Annotated in this window: 22 protein-coding genes and 1 other annotated feature; all 22 genes read left to right on the forward strand. The window is 36.6% G+C overall.

Annotation, left to right across the window (positions count from 1 at the left end; all coding sequences use genetic code 11):
* Position 1 precedes the first annotated feature (1 nt).
* The 22 genes from KD050_RS17170 (at position 2) to KD050_RS17275 (ending at position 20,665) form a co-directional block, all read left to right on the forward strand.
* On the forward strand, positions 2-799 hold the full coding sequence (locus tag KD050_RS17170; protein ID WP_211893544.1) for a cell division protein FtsQ/DivIB: 798 nt from the start codon (positions 2-4) through the stop codon (positions 797-799).
* Positions 777-1,502 carry a DUF881 domain-containing protein gene (locus KD050_RS17175; protein WP_211893545.1) on the forward strand — a complete coding sequence of 242 codons (726 nt, stop codon included), beginning with the start codon at positions 777-779 and terminating at the stop codon, positions 1,500-1,502. Before KD050_RS17170 ends, KD050_RS17175 begins: the two co-directional genes overlap by 23 nt.
* A gap of 21 nt (positions 1,503-1,523) precedes the next feature.
* The gene (locus tag KD050_RS17180; RefSeq protein ID WP_211893546.1) at positions 1,524-2,246 is read left to right on the forward strand and encodes a DUF881 domain-containing protein; all 723 of its coding nucleotides are present in this window, start codon (positions 1,524-1,526) and stop codon (positions 2,244-2,246) included.
* A gap of 1 nt (position 2,247) precedes the next feature.
* Positions 2,248-2,598, forward strand: a complete 351-nt coding sequence (locus KD050_RS17185; RefSeq protein ID WP_211893547.1) for a small basic family protein — start codon at positions 2,248-2,250, stop codon at positions 2,596-2,598.
* Positions 2,599-2,697: 99 nt separating this feature from the next.
* Positions 2,698-3,987 (forward strand): cell division protein FtsA, encoded by a 1,290-nt coding sequence (ftsA, locus tag KD050_RS17190; RefSeq protein ID WP_211893548.1) that lies wholly within the window; start codon positions 2,698-2,700, stop codon positions 3,985-3,987.
* Between the two features lie 42 nt (positions 3,988-4,029).
* Complete coding sequence (gene ftsZ / locus KD050_RS17195; protein WP_211893549.1) at positions 4,030-5,184, forward strand: cell division protein FtsZ; 1,155 nt, start codon at positions 4,030-4,032, stop codon at positions 5,182-5,184.
* A 701-nt stretch (positions 5,185-5,885) separates the two neighbouring features.
* Positions 5,886-6,728 (forward strand): sigma-E processing peptidase SpoIIGA, encoded by an 843-nt coding sequence (locus KD050_RS17200; RefSeq protein ID WP_211893550.1) that lies wholly within the window; start codon positions 5,886-5,888, stop codon positions 6,726-6,728.
* Positions 6,728-7,435, forward strand: coding sequence for an RNA polymerase sporulation sigma factor SigE (gene sigE / locus KD050_RS17205; RefSeq protein WP_211893551.1), 708 nt, complete (start codon positions 6,728-6,730; stop codon positions 7,433-7,435). Before KD050_RS17200 ends, sigE begins: the two co-directional genes overlap by 1 nt.
* Positions 7,436-7,524: 89 nt before the next feature.
* A complete protein-coding gene (sigG, locus tag KD050_RS17210; RefSeq protein WP_211893552.1) occupies positions 7,525-8,304 on the forward strand; it encodes an RNA polymerase sporulation sigma factor SigG in 780 nt (259 codons plus the stop codon).
* Between the two features lie 434 nt (positions 8,305-8,738).
* The gene (locus KD050_RS17215; protein ID WP_211893553.1) at positions 8,739-8,972 is read left to right on the forward strand and encodes a YlmC/YmxH family sporulation protein; all 234 of its coding nucleotides are present in this window, start codon (positions 8,739-8,741) and stop codon (positions 8,970-8,972) included.
* Between the two features lie 81 nt (positions 8,973-9,053).
* The gene (locus tag KD050_RS17220; protein ID WP_211893554.1) at positions 9,054-9,746 is read left to right on the forward strand and encodes a YggS family pyridoxal phosphate-dependent enzyme; all 693 of its coding nucleotides are present in this window, start codon (positions 9,054-9,056) and stop codon (positions 9,744-9,746) included.
* A complete protein-coding gene (locus KD050_RS17225) occupies positions 9,743-10,222 on the forward strand; it encodes a cell division protein SepF (RefSeq protein WP_211893555.1) in 480 nt (159 codons plus the stop codon). Before KD050_RS17220 ends, KD050_RS17225 begins: the two co-directional genes overlap by 4 nt.
* Positions 10,223-10,240: 18 nt before the next feature.
* Complete coding sequence (locus KD050_RS17230) at positions 10,241-10,504, forward strand: YggT family protein (protein WP_211893556.1); 264 nt, start codon at positions 10,241-10,243, stop codon at positions 10,502-10,504.
* A 48-nt stretch (positions 10,505-10,552) separates the two neighbouring features.
* The gene (locus KD050_RS17235) at positions 10,553-11,341 is read left to right on the forward strand and encodes a YlmH family RNA-binding protein (RefSeq protein WP_211893557.1); all 789 of its coding nucleotides are present in this window, start codon (positions 10,553-10,555) and stop codon (positions 11,339-11,341) included.
* A gap of 88 nt (positions 11,342-11,429) precedes the next feature.
* On the forward strand, positions 11,430-11,939 hold the full coding sequence (locus tag KD050_RS17240) for a DivIVA domain-containing protein (protein WP_211893558.1): 510 nt from the start codon (positions 11,430-11,432) through the stop codon (positions 11,937-11,939).
* Between the two features lie 49 nt (positions 11,940-11,988).
* Positions 11,989-12,211, forward strand: a binding site (T-box leader).
* Between the two features lie 147 nt (positions 12,212-12,358).
* Positions 12,359-15,115 (forward strand): isoleucine--tRNA ligase, encoded by a 2,757-nt coding sequence (gene ileS, locus KD050_RS17245; RefSeq protein ID WP_211893559.1) that lies wholly within the window; start codon positions 12,359-12,361, stop codon positions 15,113-15,115.
* Between the two features lie 880 nt (positions 15,116-15,995).
* On the forward strand, positions 15,996-16,472 hold the full coding sequence (gene lspA, locus KD050_RS17250; protein ID WP_211893560.1) for a signal peptidase II: 477 nt from the start codon (positions 15,996-15,998) through the stop codon (positions 16,470-16,472).
* Entirely contained in the window at positions 16,472-17,398 is a 927-nt protein-coding gene (locus KD050_RS17255) for an RluA family pseudouridine synthase (protein ID WP_211893561.1), read from the forward strand. Before lspA ends, KD050_RS17255 begins: the two co-directional genes overlap by 1 nt.
* 232 nt (positions 17,399-17,630) lie before the next feature.
* Positions 17,631-18,170, forward strand: a complete 540-nt coding sequence (gene pyrR, locus KD050_RS17260) for a bifunctional pyr operon transcriptional regulator/uracil phosphoribosyltransferase PyrR (protein WP_211896340.1) — start codon at positions 17,631-17,633, stop codon at positions 18,168-18,170.
* Between the two features lie 28 nt (positions 18,171-18,198).
* The gene (locus tag KD050_RS17265) at positions 18,199-19,518 is read left to right on the forward strand and encodes a solute carrier family 23 protein (protein ID WP_211893562.1); all 1,320 of its coding nucleotides are present in this window, start codon (positions 18,199-18,201) and stop codon (positions 19,516-19,518) included.
* 23 nt (positions 19,519-19,541) lie between these two features.
* Positions 19,542-19,730: a hypothetical protein gene (locus KD050_RS17270; RefSeq protein WP_211893563.1), complete on the forward strand. Its 189-nt coding sequence runs from the start codon at positions 19,542-19,544 to the stop codon at positions 19,728-19,730.
* 56 nt (positions 19,731-19,786) lie between these two features.
* Entirely contained in the window at positions 19,787-20,665 is an 879-nt protein-coding gene (locus KD050_RS17275) for an aspartate carbamoyltransferase catalytic subunit (RefSeq protein WP_211893564.1), read from the forward strand.
* The last annotated feature ends 1 nt before the right edge of the window (position 20,666 follow it).

Raw genomic sequence — 20,666 nt, forward strand, 5'->3', positions numbered from 1 at the left:
AATGGAAAAAATCATCGATATTGAAGATCGTATACCTACTCTAAAAGAGCGCAGAAGACGTAGAACAAATAAAAAATTTTCCATTCTACTTTTTCTCTTTGTTACTACGCTATTGATTGTTTTATATTTTCAATCTTCCTATAGTCAAATTCAAACGATATCCCTTGATGGTGCAAAGCTTGTTCCTGAACAATTGTACATAGAAGAAAGTACATTAGTTATCGGCCAATCGATGTGGAGTTTTAATGAAAGTAAAATTGAAAACTTATTGGCAAGTAATGCTTGGGTAGAATCAGTGCGGGTCCAACGTGAATGGTTAACAACCGTTCATATACAGGTAAATGAATTTAAACAAATAGGATACTTAGAGGATGGAGATTTTCTTCATATTATTTTAGAAAATGGACAGATTATTAAAACAGATGGACAAGTTATACCTAAGGATGGTCCCATATTTACTGGATTTGAAAATGAGAAAATTCGTCAAAGAATGATCAAAGAATTAAAACTATTAGACAGTGAAGTGTTAACGGGTATTTCGCAGATAAAGTATACACCAACGGAAAATGATGCCTATTCCATTCAAGTATATATGAATGATGGCAATGAAGTTCAGGCAATCATCCCATCATTTGGAGAAAAAATGAATTATTATCCCTCTATTGTTTCTCAACTGAACCCGGAAGTGAAAGGGATTGTAGATTTAGAAGTAGGAACATTTTTTCAACCATATGTAGATGTGTACAATGTACCAGTAGAGGAGGAGGTTGTGGAAAATGAGGAAGACCAAACTCCTTAAAGTGCCATCGCGAGGGCTTATTACTATATCGATGGTGAGTTTAGTGTTAGGATTTATACTTGCATATTCGTATAGCATTTCCTCAGATGACAAAAAAGAAAACGCTTCAGGTGTCTCGGGGTTCCATGAGCAAGAAAAATATAGAGAAAAATTAGTAGAACAAAAAGAACGAAATAAAGAGCTAACAGAAGAAATTATCGTAAAGCAGCAAAAAGTTAGGGATTATGAACAATCCTTTGTAGAGAGCGAAGAAAGTGTGGAAGAGCTAGTTGAAGAAGCAGAATTACTTCGATTATTAATTGGTGATATTCCATCACAAGGTAAAGGAATTATTGTTTCATTGGAAGACGGTGCTTATAATCCTTCACAAGAAAACCCAAATGATTATATTGTACATGAGAGTCATGTTTTTAAAGTGATCAATGAATTGAAAATCTCAGGTGCTGAAGCTATATCCATTAATGGACAGCGACTTCACGCAAACTCCTATATACGATGTACAGGTCCTGTAATTGTGGTGGATGGGAAAACTTTTCCTGCTCCATTTACAATTGAAGCAGTAGGAGATCCAAAAGTATTACTTGCCTCCGTAAATCTAGGTGGAGGCGTTGTAGACCAACTTACTAGTGATAATATAGTGGTAACTGTCGGAGAAAAAGATTTAATAACTATGCCTGCTCTGCGGGATGATGATTATAGTTGACGAATAAAAGGAGGCCGAATAATGAAAAAAACCGTCTATATTCGGTTCACCATAGTTTTGTTAATTATTGGTTTTATGTTAGCGGTACAATATAACACTGTTCAAAATCCAGAAACTAGAGACACGCGTGACATATGGGCTATCCGTCAAGAACTGTCCAAAGAAACTGAAACCCACTCCGAATTACTATCGGAAGTTTATGTGTTAGATCAGACAATCCTTAAATATGAGAACATGGCGAGTGAAAGTGCTGCGTTTGCTTTAGAAGATACAGTGGAGCAACTAAAAGAAGATATCGGTCTAGTTCAATATTCAGGTCCAGGACTCACTATTAAAGTGGAACCATCATTAGAAAGCATTGCATTTGGACAACCTGTAGAAGGTATTTCACCAGATTTACTTATTCGTCTAATCAATGAAATTAATCGTTTTAAAGCAAAAGATATAGAAGTGGACGGTAAACGTATTATATATTCTTCACCAATAAGAGATGTTAATGGTAAAACTACAGTGAATAATATACCCGTAAGAAATGCTCCATTTACGATTAGAATCGGAACCTCCACTTTTGAAGATGCACAAAAAATGTACAATCAGTTAGAGGCTTCTACTATTGGCGATGACTTCTATATCGACAATTTAAAACTTAAGATTGGTGAGCCCGAGCACATTATCACGATCTCAGCTTATGACCAAACTGTAAACAACCAATTTTTAAAAGAAGTACGAGAAGGGGAGTCATAAAATGTGGTTGCCATTATTAGGGCTGATACTTGGGATTTCCCTTGGTTTATTAACTGAAATACAGATTCCTGAAATATACGAAAGCTATTTATCGATAGCAGTATTAGCAGCTCTCGATACTCTATTTGGAGGAATACGTGCTCATCTTCAACATGTCTATGATGACAAAGTGTTTGTTTCAGGGTTTTTCTTCAACATTGGCCTTGCTGCAGCTTTAGCGTTTTTAGGGGTGCACTTAGGAATCGATTTATACTTAGCTGCAATTTTTGCGTTTGGGGTACGATTATTTCAAAATATAGCAGTTATTCGTCGAATTATGCTTACGAAATGGTCTGAGAGAAAAAATCAATAAGTTTTATATACAAATTGACTATTTCTTTAGAAAATTTTAGACTTTATACTATTTTTACACTAGAATAATAAATAAAGAGTTTTTAGGAGGTGCCACGGGTTGAATCAATCAGAATTGTACGTATCACTAGATATTGGGTCGTCATCAATTAAAGTCTTAATCGGCGAAATGAATGATGACTCGCTGCATGTAATAGGTGTAGGAAATGTAAAATCAAATGGAATAAGAAAAGGCACCATTGTAGATATAGACGCAACTGTACAATCTATAAAAAAAGCCGTTAGTGAAGCCGAAAGAATGATCGGCATGTCTATTAATGAAATCGTATTAGGCATTCCAGCAAATATGGCAAATATACAAAATGTTAAAGGAGTAGTAGCTGTTAATCGTGAGGATAGAGAAATAACAGATGGAGACTTAGAACGTGTGATTGAGTCTGCTCAAGTGATGTCTATCCCTCCTGAGAGAGAGCTTATTAATATAGCACCAAAACAGTTCATCGTTGATCACTTAGAGGAAATTAAAGATCCACGAGGGATGATTGGCACTCGTTTAGAATTAGACGGTATTATGATGACTACATCCAAAACAATTTTACATAACGTGTTAAGATGTGTGGAAAGAGCTGGTCTCCAAATAAGAGAGATTTATTTACAGCCTTTAGCTGGCGGTCATTTTGCATTAACTGAAGATGAAAAAAATCATGGCACAGCTTATATTGACATAGGCGGGGGTTCTACTACGATTGCCATATTCAATGAAGGACATTTAATCAATACTTCTGTTATTCCTGTTGGTGGGGACCATATTACAAAAGATTTATCGATTGTATTGAAAACACCAACAGAACAAGCTGAAATGATTAAACTAAAATATGGACATGCCTTCTATGATGATGCTTCAGATGATGAACTATTTGAAGTACCAGTAATAGGGGCAGATATGAAAGAACAATACTCACAACGGTATATTGCTGAAATCATTGGAGTTCGACTAGAAGAACTATTTGAATTGGTTCTGGAAGAATTCTATCGACTTGGTTTACAGGACTTACCAGGAGGAGTAGTTATTACTGGTGGGGTTTCTAAACTAGAAGGCTTGGGGCAACTGGCCAGACATATTCTTCAAACAAGAGTAAGATTATATACTCCAGATTATATTGGGGTTCGTGAGCCACAATATACGACAGCTGTTGGTCTTATAAGATATGCCTATAAAGAAGATCTTTTCTATGGTAAAATTGGTAATAGCCATGCGTTAGCGCATTCGGTTCCAAATGAAGCAGTTGCCGTATCTAAAAAACAAAAACAATCTGCTCAAACGACAAATGAACACAAAGATAGTGCAATGACAAAAGCAAAGAGATTTTTTGACAAGTTTTTTGAATAACAAACCCTTTATCATAGCAGAGAGAGCATAGGAGGCAATAGCATGTTAGAATTTGAAACAAATGAAGATCAATTAGCGATCATTAAAGTTATTGGAGTAGGTGGTGGCGGTAATAACGCTGTAAATCGTATGATTGAACACGGTGTTCAAGGTGTAGATTTTATCGCTGTTAATACAGATGCACAAGCTCTCAATATGTCAAAAGCCGAAGTAAAACTACAAATTGGTGGAAAACTAACTCGCGGTCTTGGTGCAGGAGCAAACCCTGAGGTAGGAAAAAAAGCTGCAGAAGAAAGTAAAGAATTGATCGAGGAAGCTCTTAGAGGAGCAGATATGGTATTTGTCACCGCGGGTATGGGTGGCGGTACAGGAACAGGTGCAGCACCAGTCATTGCTCAAATAGCACGTGATTTAGGGGCATTAACAGTAGGTGTAGTAACACGTCCATTTACTTTTGAAGGTCGTAAACGTTCTACACAAGCCGTTGGTGGAATTAGTATGATGAAAGAGTCAGTAGATACGTTAATCGTCATTCCAAATGACCGTTTGTTAGAAATTGTAGATAAGAACACACCAATGCTAGAAGCATTTAGAGAAGCCGATAATGTTTTACGTCAAGGGGTTCAAGGTATTTCTGATTTGATCGCAGTACCTGGTCTTATCAATCTTGACTTTGCAGATGTAAAAACAATTATGTCCAATAAAGGTGCAGCTCTTATGGGTATTGGTATTTCTGCAGGAGAAAATCGTGCTGCGGAAGCTGCGAAAAAAGCTATTTCAAGTCCACTGCTTGAAACATCAATCGATGGCGCGACTGGTGTGTTAATGAATATTACTGGTGGTTCTAACTTAAGTCTGTTTGAAGTTCAAGAAGCAGCCGATATTGTTGCCTCTGCCTCAGATGAAGAAGTTAATATGATCTTTGGTTCGGTTATTAATGATAACTTGAAAGATGAAATAGTTGTAACAGTAATTGCAACTGGATTCAATGAAGAGCTTTTAACACAAAAACAGCCACGAAGCACAGGATTCGGTGGAAACAGAGCACCACAACCAACTGCAGCACCTATCAGAGAACAACGTAAAGAAGAAGTGCAACAACAAGCACCTCAACAAGATAGACATGTAACTCACAATCAACAAGAGGATGCGTTAGATATCCCAACATTCTTAAGAAATCGTCAACGTAGAAACTAATAGAAAAACAATAGCAACCACTTCGGTGGTTGTTTTTTTGTATTTAAAAGAAAGTATAAAGTTTTGTAGACCTTGCCCTAAGTGATCCTGGTATGTGTATGACTAAATTCATATTGTAATCGCTGTTGAATTAGAAATGTGATTATCCAATGATAGAGCAAGAAAGCAGATTTTCTTTTATACAAGTGGAAATGAAGAGAAGTAGTAACCCCAACTAATTGTTAGTTGAACCATTCGGGCTTTTAGGGGCAGTTATCTACTGCCCGTTAATGCGGGACAAATGCCATAAGATTATCAACTAGCATCTATAAAAATTTACACGGTAATAATATAGCAACTGCTCTGTCTAAGGCACTTCGAAAACATTAGAAAAGGTTATGAACTAAAAGTACCGGGCGTTTTTTTATTCATTTAAAGGTTGGGGAAAATCTCCTTTTGAAAAGTATTTGTTAATTGAAAGTAAGTAAATCAATAGATACCGCGGATAAAACATCCATCAAGGCAAGTAAACTGATAAAGAGCGAGTAAATAAACCTCAAAAGTAAGTAATCCATGGAAGAAATGCAACCCCATTTCGAAAATCTCAAAATCCATCCTTCATTTCATTTATTATTTGTCGTAAAAAAAGAACGTTTTCGAACGTTCTTTTGACAAATTTCTTACACTTTAGATGCTAAGCTTTAGTCAAAAGGAGGGAAATTATGTACGCGGAAGTAATGATTGTAACCAATACTTTTTTCAATTATACCGTTTTGGCATTTGCCAATAAAATAGGGTGGATTGAAAATCAGAAAAGGTATTTATTCCTATCTGCTTTAACTGCTGGAGTAATCACAGTTGTTTTCTCTCATTCTATGAGTACAATATTTTTATCTTTTTTTGTAATGATTGCTATCGCTTTTTGGAAAAAACGTTCACAAATAGTTAAGGCAATAATACTAACGTTACTTGCGAGTGTTTTTGCTGGTGGTTTACTTACAGCTATTGCTCCTTTGTATGATAATAGTAGTAATTTGTTTATGATTATCAACTTTGCTTTGATTGCTACTGGTGGTTTATATTTTTTGACCAAACATGTCCTTCATTTGAATATAGCTCACGGAGAAAGGGAGCTCTTATATTCATCTAACATTACGTTATTTGGTGTTTCTAAGGAGCTAACACTTTTTATAGACTCAGGAAATGTATGTACAGAGCCGTTATCCAATGATCCTGTCCACTTTGTGGCAGCAGAAATGCTGCAAGAGGTCTTGCCACAGGCGTTATTTAAAGCAATTAGTGATTGGGAGTTTAATGGGAGGGATGGATTGGACAAGATTCCAAAAGAATATGCAAGTAAATTACGGTTAATCCCAATTGCAACGATTCACAAGCATAAAACATGGGTTGTTGGTATTAAGTATGATCAGTGGCTAATTGGCGATCAGACATTACCTAAAGGATATATTGTAATGACGAAAGCAAAAGAAAAGTTTCCACATGAGGCAGATGGAATATTGCATAGTTCATCATATTTTCATTTGAAGAAAAGGAGTGTAGGGTAATGCTGATGAAATGGTTGCGTAAGATTTACTATTGGGTACTTTCCTTTAGAAGAAAAAGTGTACATTATATTGGTGGCAATGAATCATTACCTAAGCCATTATCGAGAGAAGAAGAGCGTGAGATGCTACTGGCGTTTATGGATGGGGATGAACATGCCAGAGATGTATTAATCGAACGAAACTTAAGATTAGTTGTATATATTGCGAGAAGATTTGATCAGACAAATACGAATATAGAGGATCTTATAAGTATAGGTTCTATTGGTCTGATAAAGGCTGTAGAGACGTTTAATCTAGAAAAAGGTATCAAGCTTGCAACTTATGCTTCCAGATGTATAGAGAACGAAATTTTAATGCATTTACGAAAGACCAATCGTATGAAGTCAGAAGTCTCTTTTGATGAACCTTTAAATTCTGATTCTGATGGAAATGAACTATTACTATCAGATATTTTAGGTACTAGTGAGGACTTAATCATTGAAGATGTGGAGAAAAAACTAGAGCGCCAACATGTATTCGAAGCAATAAACTTACTGGGCAATAGAGAAAAGTATATTATGCAATGTCGGTTTGGGTTAAACGGTAAAGAAGAAATGACCCAAAAAGAAGTAGCCGATCATTTAGGTATTTCGCAATCATATATATCTCGTTTAGAAAAGAAAATCATTTTAGATTTAAAGGAGCTGTTAAATGAACCAATTGCCTAATGGGTGAAATTGGATAGTACGTTTTAGAATAATCTTTTCTTTCCCGGACAAACTGACTTAGAACAATTAAAAAGTCCGGAGGAAGATCTATGACGAGAACAAAAGTAGAATTATGCGGCATTGATACATCTAAGCTTCCTTTACTTAAGCATGAAGAAATGAAAGAATTGTTTATTCGATTACAAGCTGGTGAAGACTCTGTTAAAGATGAGCTAGTAATGTGTAATTTAAGGTTAGTTTTAAGCCTGGTTCAAAGATTTGCTTATAGGGGAGAGCAAGCAGATGACTTGTTTCAAGTTGGTTGCATTGGACTCATTAAGTCTATTGAGAATTTTGATCTAAAGCATAACGTCCGTTTTTCTACGTATGCAGTTCCTATGATTATTGGAGAAATAAAAAGACACTTACGTGATCACCATTCAGTACGAGTATCAAGATCGTTAAGAGATATTGCATATAAAGCTATGAAAGCAAAGGAACAGTTTATAAACGAGCATTTACAAGAGCCAACCTTGGAAGATTTGTCCAAAGAGCTTGATATTTCGGTGGAGGATATATTAATTGCTTTAGATGCTATCCAGGATCCAGTATCTTTGCAAGAGCCAATATTCAGTGATGGTGGCGACGCTATTTATATGATGGACCAATTATGCGATAATGATGTATCCGAAGATCAATGGGTCACTTATTTTACTGTGAAAGAAAGTTTTCAGAAGCTAGATACAAGACAAAAGAAAATATTAACGAAGAGAATTTACTATGGAGCTACACAAACAGAAATAGCGATGGACTTAGGTTTATCGCAGGCACAAATTTCCCGATTAGAGAAGAGTGCTTTATCAACTATTCAAAGCCAATTGAATCCATAAGGTTATTTTATTTAAACAAGCGCTTTTTTCTTTCTAGAAAAAAGCGTTTTTTTGTTGCTAAAATATCTTTGGAATAAAATTACCACTATAAACTATTAATGATTATTCTACGCAGATGTGCTCTTGCCGCGCGCTACGCATAAGCCTTCAGTATGTGTCGCTTCTCCCTCATCCTTTGAAGTCTCATTCTGCTCTATTATCTAGTTAATATCTACTCACTTATTTGATTGTAGTGAAAGGTGGTGACTCCAATTGGAACAGCGAGTCAGTTGAGACCCCACAGGGAGCGTAGCGAACGAGGAGGCTCGGCCTCGGCCGCGGAAAGCGTCCACCTGTAACGGAAATCAGTATCGTTTTAATCAAATATAATTTGTTCTTCAATAATCTGCGTTTTTTTCATTTTCATTCATATAATGAATAAAAGGGGGTTTATGATGAAATTTTCAGATGCACAGCAAAAAGAAGTAATAGAAGCGAAAAGTGGGCAATTACTAGGCTATATTGTGGATGCGGAAATTGATAAAGACACTGGTCATATTATTTCATTTCTAGTAGAGGAAAATGGCGCTTATCCAACTTTTTTTAATAAAAAAAGAGATACGAAGAAAATAGCGGTACAAAATATAGCGATAATTGGAAAAGATGTTATAATTGTATCAAAAACTTAGAGTAATAATGTTCATCATTGATAAAACGGCATTTCATTGATACAATAAACAAAAAACAATTGATGAAAAGTTGGGTTTCGAATGACAAACGTACAACAAAACTTAGAACAAATTCAACAACGTATGCAAAGTGCATGTGAACGAGCTAATAGAAAATTAAAAGATGTTACATTAATAGCTGTAACAAAAGAAGTTTCTGCAACTCGAGCAAACGAGGTAATTGAGAATGGTATTCTGCATTTAGGAGAAAATAGACCAGAGGGTTTACAGAAAAAGTTAGATGCCATTTCTAATGATGTGCAATGGCATTACATAGGTACTTTACAAACAAGAAAAGTTAAATCGGTTATTAACCATATAAATTTCCTACATTCATTGGATCGGATTAGTTTAGCCGATGAAATTGAGAAAAGAGCTACATCCACGAAGGATTGTTTTGTACAAGTAAATGTATCTCAAGAAGAGTCAAAACATGGGCTTGCATTTGATGAAGTGGAAGCATTCATAGAACAACTTAAAAATTATGAACGTATTCGTATAATTGGGTTGATGACAATGGCTCCAAATACGGAAGATGAAACAATCATCCATGATGTTTTTCGGAGATTGAAACAACTCCAAAGTAAAATTGCATCTAAACAAATAGCCAACGCACCTTGTACAGAACTTTCCATGGGAATGTCTGGGGATTATGAAATAGCGATAGAAGAAGGTGCTACTTTTATAAGAATCGGAACAGCATTGGTAGGAAAAGAGAGGGAGGGAATTGTATGAGCATGAAAAACTGGATGAAAAATTTCTTCTACCTAGATGAAGAAGAGGAAGCATCAGAAGCGCAGCAATCAAGACCTCAGCAGCAAAAATCAGTAGATAATAATATAAAACAGCAAACAGTAAAGTCTGCACCTAAAGAACGTAAATTCAATACAATTCCTAAGGATATGAACACTTCTAATCTTGTTAGTATTCAAAACGTACAAAAGTCATCCAAGGTGATATTGATAGAGCCACGAGTGTATGCAGAAGCACAAGATATATCGGAGCACTTAAAAAGTAAAAAAGCTGTAATTGTAAATCTGCAACGTATAGATAAGGAGCAAGGAATTCGAATTATCGACTTTTTAAGTGGAACAGTGTACGCTTTAGGTGGAGACATACAAAGAATAGGTACGGATATATTCCTTTGTGCACCAGATTCTGTAGAAGTTGATGGTGCTATATCGGATTATTATTATAACGACCTAGATTAACAGAGGAGTAATTAACTTATGGGATTAGTTTTATATTTATTAAGTTTGGGTGTTCGGATTTATACGTATGCATTAATAGGGTATATTTTAATGTCATGGGTACCGAGCATTCAACAATCAAGCTTCGGGAAGTTTTTAGGAAGAATATGTGAACCTTATTTAGAACCGTTTAGAAAGATTATTCCTCCACTAGGTATGATTGACATCTCACCAATCGTGGCGATTTTTGTATTAAACCTAGCAATGACGGGTATATATTATATAGCTAATATAGTTGTCTAACCTCACTTCTGTGGGGTTTTTTACTATAGTTGAAAGGGAAATATTACAATGGAAAATGTATTGCAACATTTTAGAAAAGAAGAACAGCCTTTTATTGAACAGGTTGTGAGTATGATGAGGGAGGTAGAGGACCGATATGCTCCTAAGTTGACGGATTTTCTAGATCCAAGGCAGCAATTTATCGTCGATTCGATCCGTCGGCAATATGGAGATATTGAATCTAGTGCTAAAGGTGCCCTAGAAGATGCGGAGAGAAGAAGAGTTCTGCTGTTTCCTTCTTACTATACTCCTTCAGATAACGATTACTCAATGAAGGTAGTAGAAGTCCATTATCCTACTAAATTCGTAACGTTAAAGCACAAGGATGTTCTTGGTTCGATGATGTCACTTGGAATTGATCGTAGTAAATTTGGAGATATACGAGTACAGGATGGTGCCATTCAATTCGTTGTTGCCTTTGAGGTATTGGATTATGTTCGAGCTAACTTTACATCCATTGGGAAAGTGAAAGTTCATCTGGCAGAAATAGTTAATCCAATCGATTATTTTGCACAACAGGAGGAATGGATAACTGAGACTTTAACGGTTAGTTCCCTGCGATTAGACACGGTGATTGCCTCGGTTTTTAATATTTCTCGTCAAAAATCAGCGTCCCTAATTCAAAGTGGAAAGGTCAAAGTGAACTGGTCAGAAAAGGATCAGGTATCTCTTGAGTTACAAGAATTAGATTTACTTTCTATAAGAGGACATGGAAGAGTAAAATTAATAATGATTGAAGGAAGAACAAAGAAAGATAAAATTCGACTACAAATAGGTAGGTTAGAACTAAAAAGTTAATTTTTATAAGAATATTTCAAATATAGATGTATTCACCTTCTTAGAAATGTATAATGGTAGAAAGAATAGTAGTAAAGGAGATGTTAAAATGCCACTAACACCACTTGATATACATAACAAGGAATTTGGTAAAGGATTTAGAGGATACAATGAAGACGAAGTAAATGAATTCCTTGATCAAATAATGAAAGACCTTGAAATTTTGATGAAAGAAAAAAAGGAATTAGAAACCAAGCTTAAAACTTCAAGCGAAAAGGTTGGTCATTTTACTTCGATTGAAGAAACACTACATAAGTCAATTGTCGTTGCTCAAGAGGCAGCAGAAGAGGTCCGTCGAAATTCACAAAAAGAAGCTAAGCTGATTGTGAAAGAGGCAGAGAAAAATGCTGACCGAATTGTCAATGAAGCTCTAACAAAAGCTAGAAGGATTGCATTGGAAATCGAGGACTTGAAAAAACAATCAAAAGTTTTCAGAAATCGTTTTAAAATGTTAGTCGAAGCCCAATTAGACTTGATCAATACAGATGACTGGAATCATTTAATGGAATATGATGTGGATACAGAAGCGATTGATCGTATTTCAGTTCCAGAAGATTAACTTTTCTTGACTCATAGCTATACTTTACCTATAATAATTTCATATCATATAATATGCGTAGAAAAAGACGCCTAAATTTGTTTTCGATAAAGCGACTTGAGGGTGGTGAGAGCTCAGGAAGAGAAACTAATTTAGGATATCACTTTGGAGCAAGGGCACTGAACTTTTAGTAAGTGTCTTCGGTTAATGCCCCGTTATGGCATTCTAAGCGGCGATTTTTAAATAAAATCGCAAGTAGGGTGGTACCGCGAGCATAACTCCTCGTCCCTTTTTGGGATGTGGAGTTTTTTTGTTTTCGGCACTGCTTATCCTGGTTTAACAGGCTCTAAAATAGGTGGGGGATAAACATCTGTAAATCCTCTATATGGAAGTTTCACTTTATGAAGTACTCATGCTTTTATTAATCAGGAGGTAATTAGATGGAATACAAAAACACGTTATTAATGCCAAAGACTGATTTCCCAATGCGCGGAAATTTACCTGTGAAAGAATTAGAAATTCAAGAAAAATGGGCAGAGCAGGATATTTATAAAAAAGTACAGGATCATACAAAAGGTAGACCATTTTTTGTATTGCATGATGGACCACCATATGCGAACGGCGATCTTCATATGGGTCACGCATTAAACAAAGTATTAAAAGATATGATTGTCCGTCACAAGTCTATGGCAGGTTTTCATGCGCCTTACGTTCCAGGCTGGGATACACATGGTCTTCCAATCGAGCAAGCGCTAACGAATAAAGGCGTAAAACGTAAGGAAATGTCTCTTGCTGAGTTTAGAAAGCTTTGTGAAGAATATGCATATCAACAAATTGATAATCAACGCTCACAATTCAAACGTCTAGGTGTTCGTGGTGACTGGGACAATCCGTATGTTACATTGACTCCCGCATTTGAATCACGCCAAATCGAAGTATTCGGTGCTATGGCTAAAAAAGGATATATTTATAAAGGATTAAAGCCAGTTTACTGGTCACCATCAAGTGAATCGGCATTGGCTGAGGCTGAAATTGAATACCAAGATAAAAAATCACCATCTATTTATGTTAGTTTTGAGGTGACTGAGGGTAAAGGCGTGCTTGAAGAAGGAACGAAATTTATCATTTGGACTACAACACCTTGGACAATTCCTGCAAACCTAGCTATTTCTCTACATCCTAAAGTGGAGTATGCTGTTGTTAATACAAAAGGTTCTAATTTTGTTGTTGCATTAGATTTAGTAAAATCTGTAGCGGAAGAATTAGGCTGGGAAGAATATACAGTAGAACGCACGCTAGAAGGGAAGGAAATGGACCGCCTAGTTGCAAAGCATCCATTATACGATCGTGATTCTCTTATCATTTTAGGAGAGCATGTAACAACTGAGTCTGGTACTGGATGTGTCCATACTGCTCCTGGCCATGGGGAGGATGACTTTTACGTAGGTAAAGCTTACGGATTAGATGTTCTTTGTCCTGTTGATGACCGTGGTGTAATGACTGCTGAAGCACCTGGTTTTGAAGGGTTATTTTATGACACAGCTAACAAAGCAATTACAGAAGCGTTAGAGGCTGCAGGTGCACTTGAAAAACTTACATTCTTTACACATTCATATCCGCATGACTGGCGTACGAAAAAACCTGTTATTTATCGTGCTACAGCACAATGGTTTGCTTCTATCGAGGCGTTTAGAGATGAATTACTACAAGCAATTCGAGATACAAAATTCACTCCAGCATGGGGAGAGACTCGTCTATTTAACATGATTCGTGATCGTGGAGACTGGTGTATTTCTCGCCAACGTGTATGGGGAGTTCCGATTCCAGTGTTTTATGGGGAAGATGGAGAACCGATTTTGACAGAAGAGACAATTTCACATGTTTCTAAATTATTCCGTGAGCACGGTTCAAATATTTGGTTTGAAAAAGAAGCGAAGGAATTACTACCAGAAGGATTTACACATATTGGAAGCCCGAACGGTATCTTTACAAAAGAAACAGATATCATGGACGTTTGGTTTGATTCGGGTTCATCTCATCAAGGTGTTCTAGAAGAACGTGATGATTTAGTATTTCCAGCTGACTTATACCTAGAGGGGTCCGATCAGTATCGTGGTTGGTTTAACTCTTCTTTAATAACTAGTACGGCTATGTTTGGTCACGCACCTTATAAAGGTTTGTTAAGCCATGGTTTCACATTAGATGGAAATGGTCGTAAAATGAGTAAATCATTAGGGAATGTAATTGTTCCTTCTAAAGTGATAAATCAGTTAGGTGCAGATATTGTACGTCTATGGGTAGCTTCAGTTGATTATACAGCTGATGTACGTGTTTCTGATGCGATCTTCAAACAAGTTTCCGAAGTTTATCGTAAAATCCGTAACACATTCCGATTCTTACATGGTAATATCAGTGATTTCCATCCTGTTAATAACCGTGTGGAATTTAAAGATCTTCGTGAAGTAGATCAATATATGTACATGAAGCTTCAAGAAGTTATTACTAGTGTAAACGCTGCATATGATCGCTATGATTTTGCAAGTGTATACCATACAGTAAATAACTTTGTATCAAGTGAACTAAGTTCATTCTATTTAGATATTGCAAAAGATGTTGTGTATATTTATGGTGAAGACCATCCAGATCGTCGTGCTATGCAAACAGTTATGTACGATACATTATTAGCGTTATTAAAATTAGTAACACCTATCCTGCCTCATACAACAGATGAGCTTTGGGCTTATTTAGAGCATGAAACAGCTGAAAGTATTCAATTAACGGATATGCCAGAAGCAGTAGATTATCCAGAATTCAAAGAACTAGCGGCTAAGTGGGAAAAAATCATGGAATTACGTGATGATGTATTAAAAGCATTAGAAGAAGCACGTAATGCAAAAACGATCGGTAAATCATTAGAAGCAAAAGTGGCTTTATATGTAAACGATGACTATAAAGCATTATTTGAAACGAATGCTATTGACTTAGCTCAATTGTTCATCGTTTCTAAGTTTGAATTAGGCGGTGTTCCATCCGAAGCACCTGCAAACAGCTTGGCATTAGAGCATGCTTCTGTTGTAGTAGAAAAAGCAGACGGTGAAAAATGTGAGCGTTGCTGGACAATTTCCGAAACAGTTGGAACAAGCGAAGCACATCCTACCCTATGTGCACGTTGCGCAGAAGTTGTAGTGACATTGTAAATAAGTATAGAAAATGTGATCCTACTTCTAGTTGGATCACATTTTTTTGGTCTGGGATAAGGATTATAGATATTGGTGAAAAATTGAAGATGATGATTTCCGTTTCAGGCGAACGCTTTCCGTGGGCGTTGCCTCAGCCTCCTCGCTTCACTGCGGGGTCTTCGACTAACGCTTATCCCACTGGAGTCGTCGCCTTGCACTCCACTCAATCGGATAAGTAGTACTCAAGTAAGAAGATTAAACAAAAGCTTATGGCTAAAGCAAAATAAGTTTGCAAAGTAAATGAAGGTTAAGATCAAAATCTCATTTAATAATTTCTGTGATTCAAAATTGCATTTCAAAAAATGCTGAATTTTGTTTCTTGAAATTCAAATTAAATGCACACGAATTCCTATTTTTCAATTCTTAACTCTTTTAATTGCTTTCAATAGGCTTTTACTTTCTAACAATGGAAATATCCCTGCAATCGATTAAGTTTACTTTACGAAGCGGTTCAATAATAAAATCACTTAGTTCCTCCATCCACAAAGATAGTGTAAGAATACTTAATAGCATAATTACCTTACAAAACTCTACCAAATTCATTTGCTCGAGCAGTAAACTTTGCCAAAACTTTATTTAGAGTACAGCTCATAATTTTGATTGGTGTGTAGAGCGGCGATTCCAGTTGGATGAGTGAGACAGATGAAACATCACAAGGTACCCGCAGGGGCGGTGATGGTTCATCGCTCACCCCACGGAAAGCGTCCGCTCGAAACGGCAATCATTAGTATTTCTGAAATCTCATACCTGTCTCTTTTACGGATGGTGAGGTCTGTGTTAAACTAAGTGGAGAGTGTCCAATTTTGCTGAAAAGAATTTGTTATGTGGGGGAAATAATGTGTGGAAATTTTATGGACTGGCAGCTTTTGTCATTGCGTTAGATCAATGGACAAAATGGCTAGTCGTTAAAAATATGATGCTTGGTGAACGAATTATTATGTGGGACCCTTACCTAGCGCTACTTTCTCATAGAAATAGAGGAGCAGCCTGGGGCATTCTACAAGGAAAAATAGGATTCTTTACCATAGTTACTATCATCGTCATCATTGGAATTATCTATTATTTTCATAAAGAAGCAAAAGGAAAGCCAGTGTTTCAAGCTGGTTTGATGATGCTACTTGGAGGAGCAATAGGAAACTTTATTGACCGACTTTGGAGAGGCGAAGTAGTAGATTTCGTCGATGTTTTAATACCTATTATCAATTATGATTTCCCTATTTTTAACGTGGCGGATGCTGCACTAACTATTGGTGTTGTAATTATAATATTATTCGTATTTCAGGAAGAACGAGCTGAAAAGAAAAAGGTGAAGTAATGGAAGATTTAACATTTATCATTGAAAATGAACAAGCAAAAGAGCGTATAGATAAAGCAATAGCATCTTTTGAGTCAGATTGGTCCCGTACACAAATCCAAAATTTTATAAAAGATGGCTTTGTTACAGTGAACAATGAACCGGCCAAAACAAGCTATAAAGTGAAAGCAGGAGATGTTATTGTCGTTACACCTCCAGACGCTGTACCACTCGATATTGTTGCTGAGAATTTGAACTTAGAAATCATCTATGAGGATGAGGATGTAGTGGTTGTCTATAAACCCCGCGGAATGGTTGTGCATCCTGCACCAGGGCATACTACTGGAACGCTAGTTAATGGTCTGATGTATCAGATTAAAGATTTATCTGGTATTAATGGGGTTATGCGTCCAGGGATTGTGCATCGTATAGATAAAGATACGACAGGTCTTTTGATGGTAGCTAAAAATGACGTAGCGCATGTCTCGTTAGTTGATCAACTTGTAAAGAAAACAGTCACTCGTAAATACACTGCACTTGTGCACGGTCGTATTGCTCACGATAAAGGGACAATTGATGCTCCTATTGCTCGTGATAAAAAAGAAAGACAAAGTATGGCAGTAGTGGATAATGGTAAACATGCTGTAACACATTTCCGTGTCATAGAAAGATTTGATAAATTTTCATTAGTTGAGTGCCAATTAGAAACCGGGCGTACGCATCAAATTCGTGTGCATATGAAATATATTGGTTACCCACTAGCTGGAGATCCAAAATATGGTCCGAAAAAAACGATTAGTTTTGACGGACAAGTTTTACATGCGGGATTATTAGGTTTTATTCACCCCAAAACGGGAGAATACTTAGAGTTCTCTTACCCACTTCCAGAGGATTTCACTAATTTAATACAAGATTTAAAAACTCAATCATTGATTAATGAGGAATAGTATATTATACTAAGAAAAACGCAAGCATCTATACTGCTGCGATAGTCATTTTAAAATTATATAGCTTCACCTTTAATAACAGTCCAGAGAGGCTGAGAAGGTATATGTGAACGTGACTCACTATCAATCTGCGGATTTATAGGAATCACTCTACTTTATTACGCATTTATAACCTTCTGGGCTCTCGAGCCTTAGAAGGTTTTTTATTTTGTTCAAAGGAGATGAAAAGTTGATGGGAGAAAAAGCAAATATTCTTGATGAGCAAGCGATTAATCGAGCACTGACAAGAATTGCACATGAAATTATTGAACGTAACAAAGGGATTGAAGAGTGTATTCTAGTAGGCATTAAAACTCGTGGAGCATTTTTAGCAAAACGTCTGGCAGATAGAATTGAACGTATTGAGGGGAAGCCGATAAAAACAGGAGAGCTTGATATTACGTTGTATAGAGATGACCTATCTTTAAAGAATGGTACAGAAGAGCCATTAGTACAACAAGTTGATATAACACATGATGTAAAGGATAAAAAAGTTATCCTCGTGGATGATGTGTTATATACCGGACGAACTGTCCGAGCGGCAATGGATGCAGTTATGGATTTAGGAAGACCATCTCAAATTCAGCTAGCAGTTTTAATCGATAGAGGGCACCGCGAGCTACCAATTCGAGCAGATTATGTAGGAAAAAATATACCAACCTCTAGCAGTGAAAGAATCGTAGTAAAAGTTACGGAAACAGATGAAGTAGATGCAGTAACCATTTACGAATAAAAATCTATTTAAAAGGTAGGAAAAGTTCATGTCAAACGCCGTTTTAGATGTAAATGATAAGCCATCAGGTGGACAACTCATCACCTTAAGTTTTCAACATATGTTTGCAATGTTCGGATCGACTATATTAGTACCGCAGCTTGTAGGTTTGAGTCCTGCAATTGCATTGTTAACAAGCGGAATTGCAACAATAATCTTCTTACTCGTAACTAAATTTCAAGTGCCAGCATATTTAGGGTCGTCGTTCGCATTCATCGCACCAATAATTATCGCAGTAAATGGATTAGATGAATCTGGACAAGCTATAAATCCAGGCAATGCAATGATCGGTGCCGTTTTCGTTGGATTGGTTTATGGCATTGTGTCCCTTATAATTTGGAAAAGCGGGTATAAATGGATTATGAAGCTTTTACCAGCAATCGTTGTTGGACCAGTTATCATGGTTATTGGTCTAGGATTATCTGGTGTTGCAGTCGATATGGCGATGAATATTACAAATGCAGATACAGGCTTAAAAGAATATAGCTTCCTGCATTTCTCCGCAGCTTTAGTTACTTTGTTTACAGCGATAATCTGTACGGTATACTTCAAAAATATTATTAGTACAATGCCAATCTTAGTTGGATTAGTGGTAGGTTACATATATTCTATCGCCATTGGAATTGTTGACTTTACCCCGATAAAAGAAGCAAAAATATTCGCTTTACCTGACTTTTTAATACCTGGAGTACATTATGATTTTGTTATAACTTCTAATATTTTGCTAGTGATGGTTCCAATTGTCATCGTAACTATCTCCGAACATATTGGGCATCAGCTCGTACTTGGAAAAGTTGTAGAAAGAGATTATATAAAAGAACCTGGACTACATAGATCTTTACTGGGTGATGGTTTAGGGACCTTAGTAAGTGCATTTATCGGTGGTCCACCTAAAACGACTTACGGTGAAAATATTGGAGTTTTAGCAATAACTCGTATATACAGTGTTTATGTCATTTTAGGTGCAGCTGTAGTGGCTATCCTGCTTTCATTCTTTGGAAAAGCAATGGCAGTCATTTCTACGATACCAACAGCAGTTCTAGGTGGTGTATCCATCCTATTATTTGGGATAATCGCAGCAAGTGGGTTACGCATGTTAGTAGATGCAAAAGTAGATTTCGGCAATAGTCGTAATTTAGTCATTGCTTCTGTAATCCTAGTAATAGGAATCGGAGGGGCAAAGTTCATCGTTACAGAGGCCCTTAGCATAGAGGGTATGGCTTTAGCGGCAATTATCGGGGTTATACTAAATCTCATCCTACCTGGAAGAAAAAAAGCAGAAAGCACAGATTTACATCAAACTGAATAATAGACCTTTTAAGAAGTTGAACAGTGAGTCAGCAAAAGGTTCGAATAGCAAGTTGGGACATGCAACATGATCCTGCTACTTGTCTATGCAAAAACGAACCTTCTCGAGACTTTTTCGAGGAGGTTTTAAATTTTGTAGAAAGTAGTTTACTAAATAAGCCTCCTGCGGATGTCACAGACTTTTTAGAGGAATTTATCGAGCTGGCTCGATAAAAGTCTGGATGCAAATACACTAAGGCGTATTTGATGATAAAGAAAGGTGGATATTCATGAAAAATTTAGTATCAATGAAAGACTTATCGGTAGATCAAATACATGCGATATTAAAGCAAGCGCAAGCGTTTCGTGATGGTACCACCTCTACACTAACAAATAAATACACAGTTTCGAACCTCTTTTTTGAGCCTAGCACACGAACTAAGATGAGCTTTGAAATGGCTGAAAGAAAACTAAATTTAGAAGTCCTTCCTTTCGAAGCTGGCTTCTCTAGTACATTAAAAGGTGAAACACTTTATGACACAGTAAAAGTTCTAGAATCCATTGGCCTGGATTTATTAGTAATTAGGCATGAGCAAAATAATTATTTTGAAGAGTTAGTTGGAAAAGTTAAACCTGCGATTATCAACGGTGGCGACGGTACAGGAAATCATCCAACGCAAAGCCTTCTAGATATTTATACAATTTGGCAAGAATTTGGTACTTTACAAGATAAGGTAATTACGATTGTAGGAGATATCACCCATAGCCGTGTAGCAAGATCTAATGCAGATGCACTTACAAGATTAGGTGCACAAGTTCGGTTTGTTTGTCCACCCGAATGGCAAGGTGAGTTCAAAGCGTTTGCTGAATTCGATGAGGTAATAGAAGATAGTGATGTTCTCATGATGCTTCGTGTTCAGCACGAAAGACATGATGGGAAGACGACATTTTCTAAAGAGCAATATCATCAATTATTTGGTCTAACAATTGAGCGAGAGCGGAAAATGAAAGAACATGCAATTATCATGCATCCTGCCCCTTTCAATAGAGGTGTGGAAATAGCTAGTGAATTAGTAGAATGTGAACGGTCAAGGATTTTTAAGCAAATGGAAAATGGTGTTTATGTTCGCATGGCTGTCATTGAAATGATTTTGAGAGGGAGAGAATAAC

This window comes from Psychrobacillus sp. INOP01 (assembly GCF_018140925.1).
Taxonomy (GTDB): Bacteria; Bacillota; Bacilli; order Bacillales_A; family Planococcaceae; genus Psychrobacillus.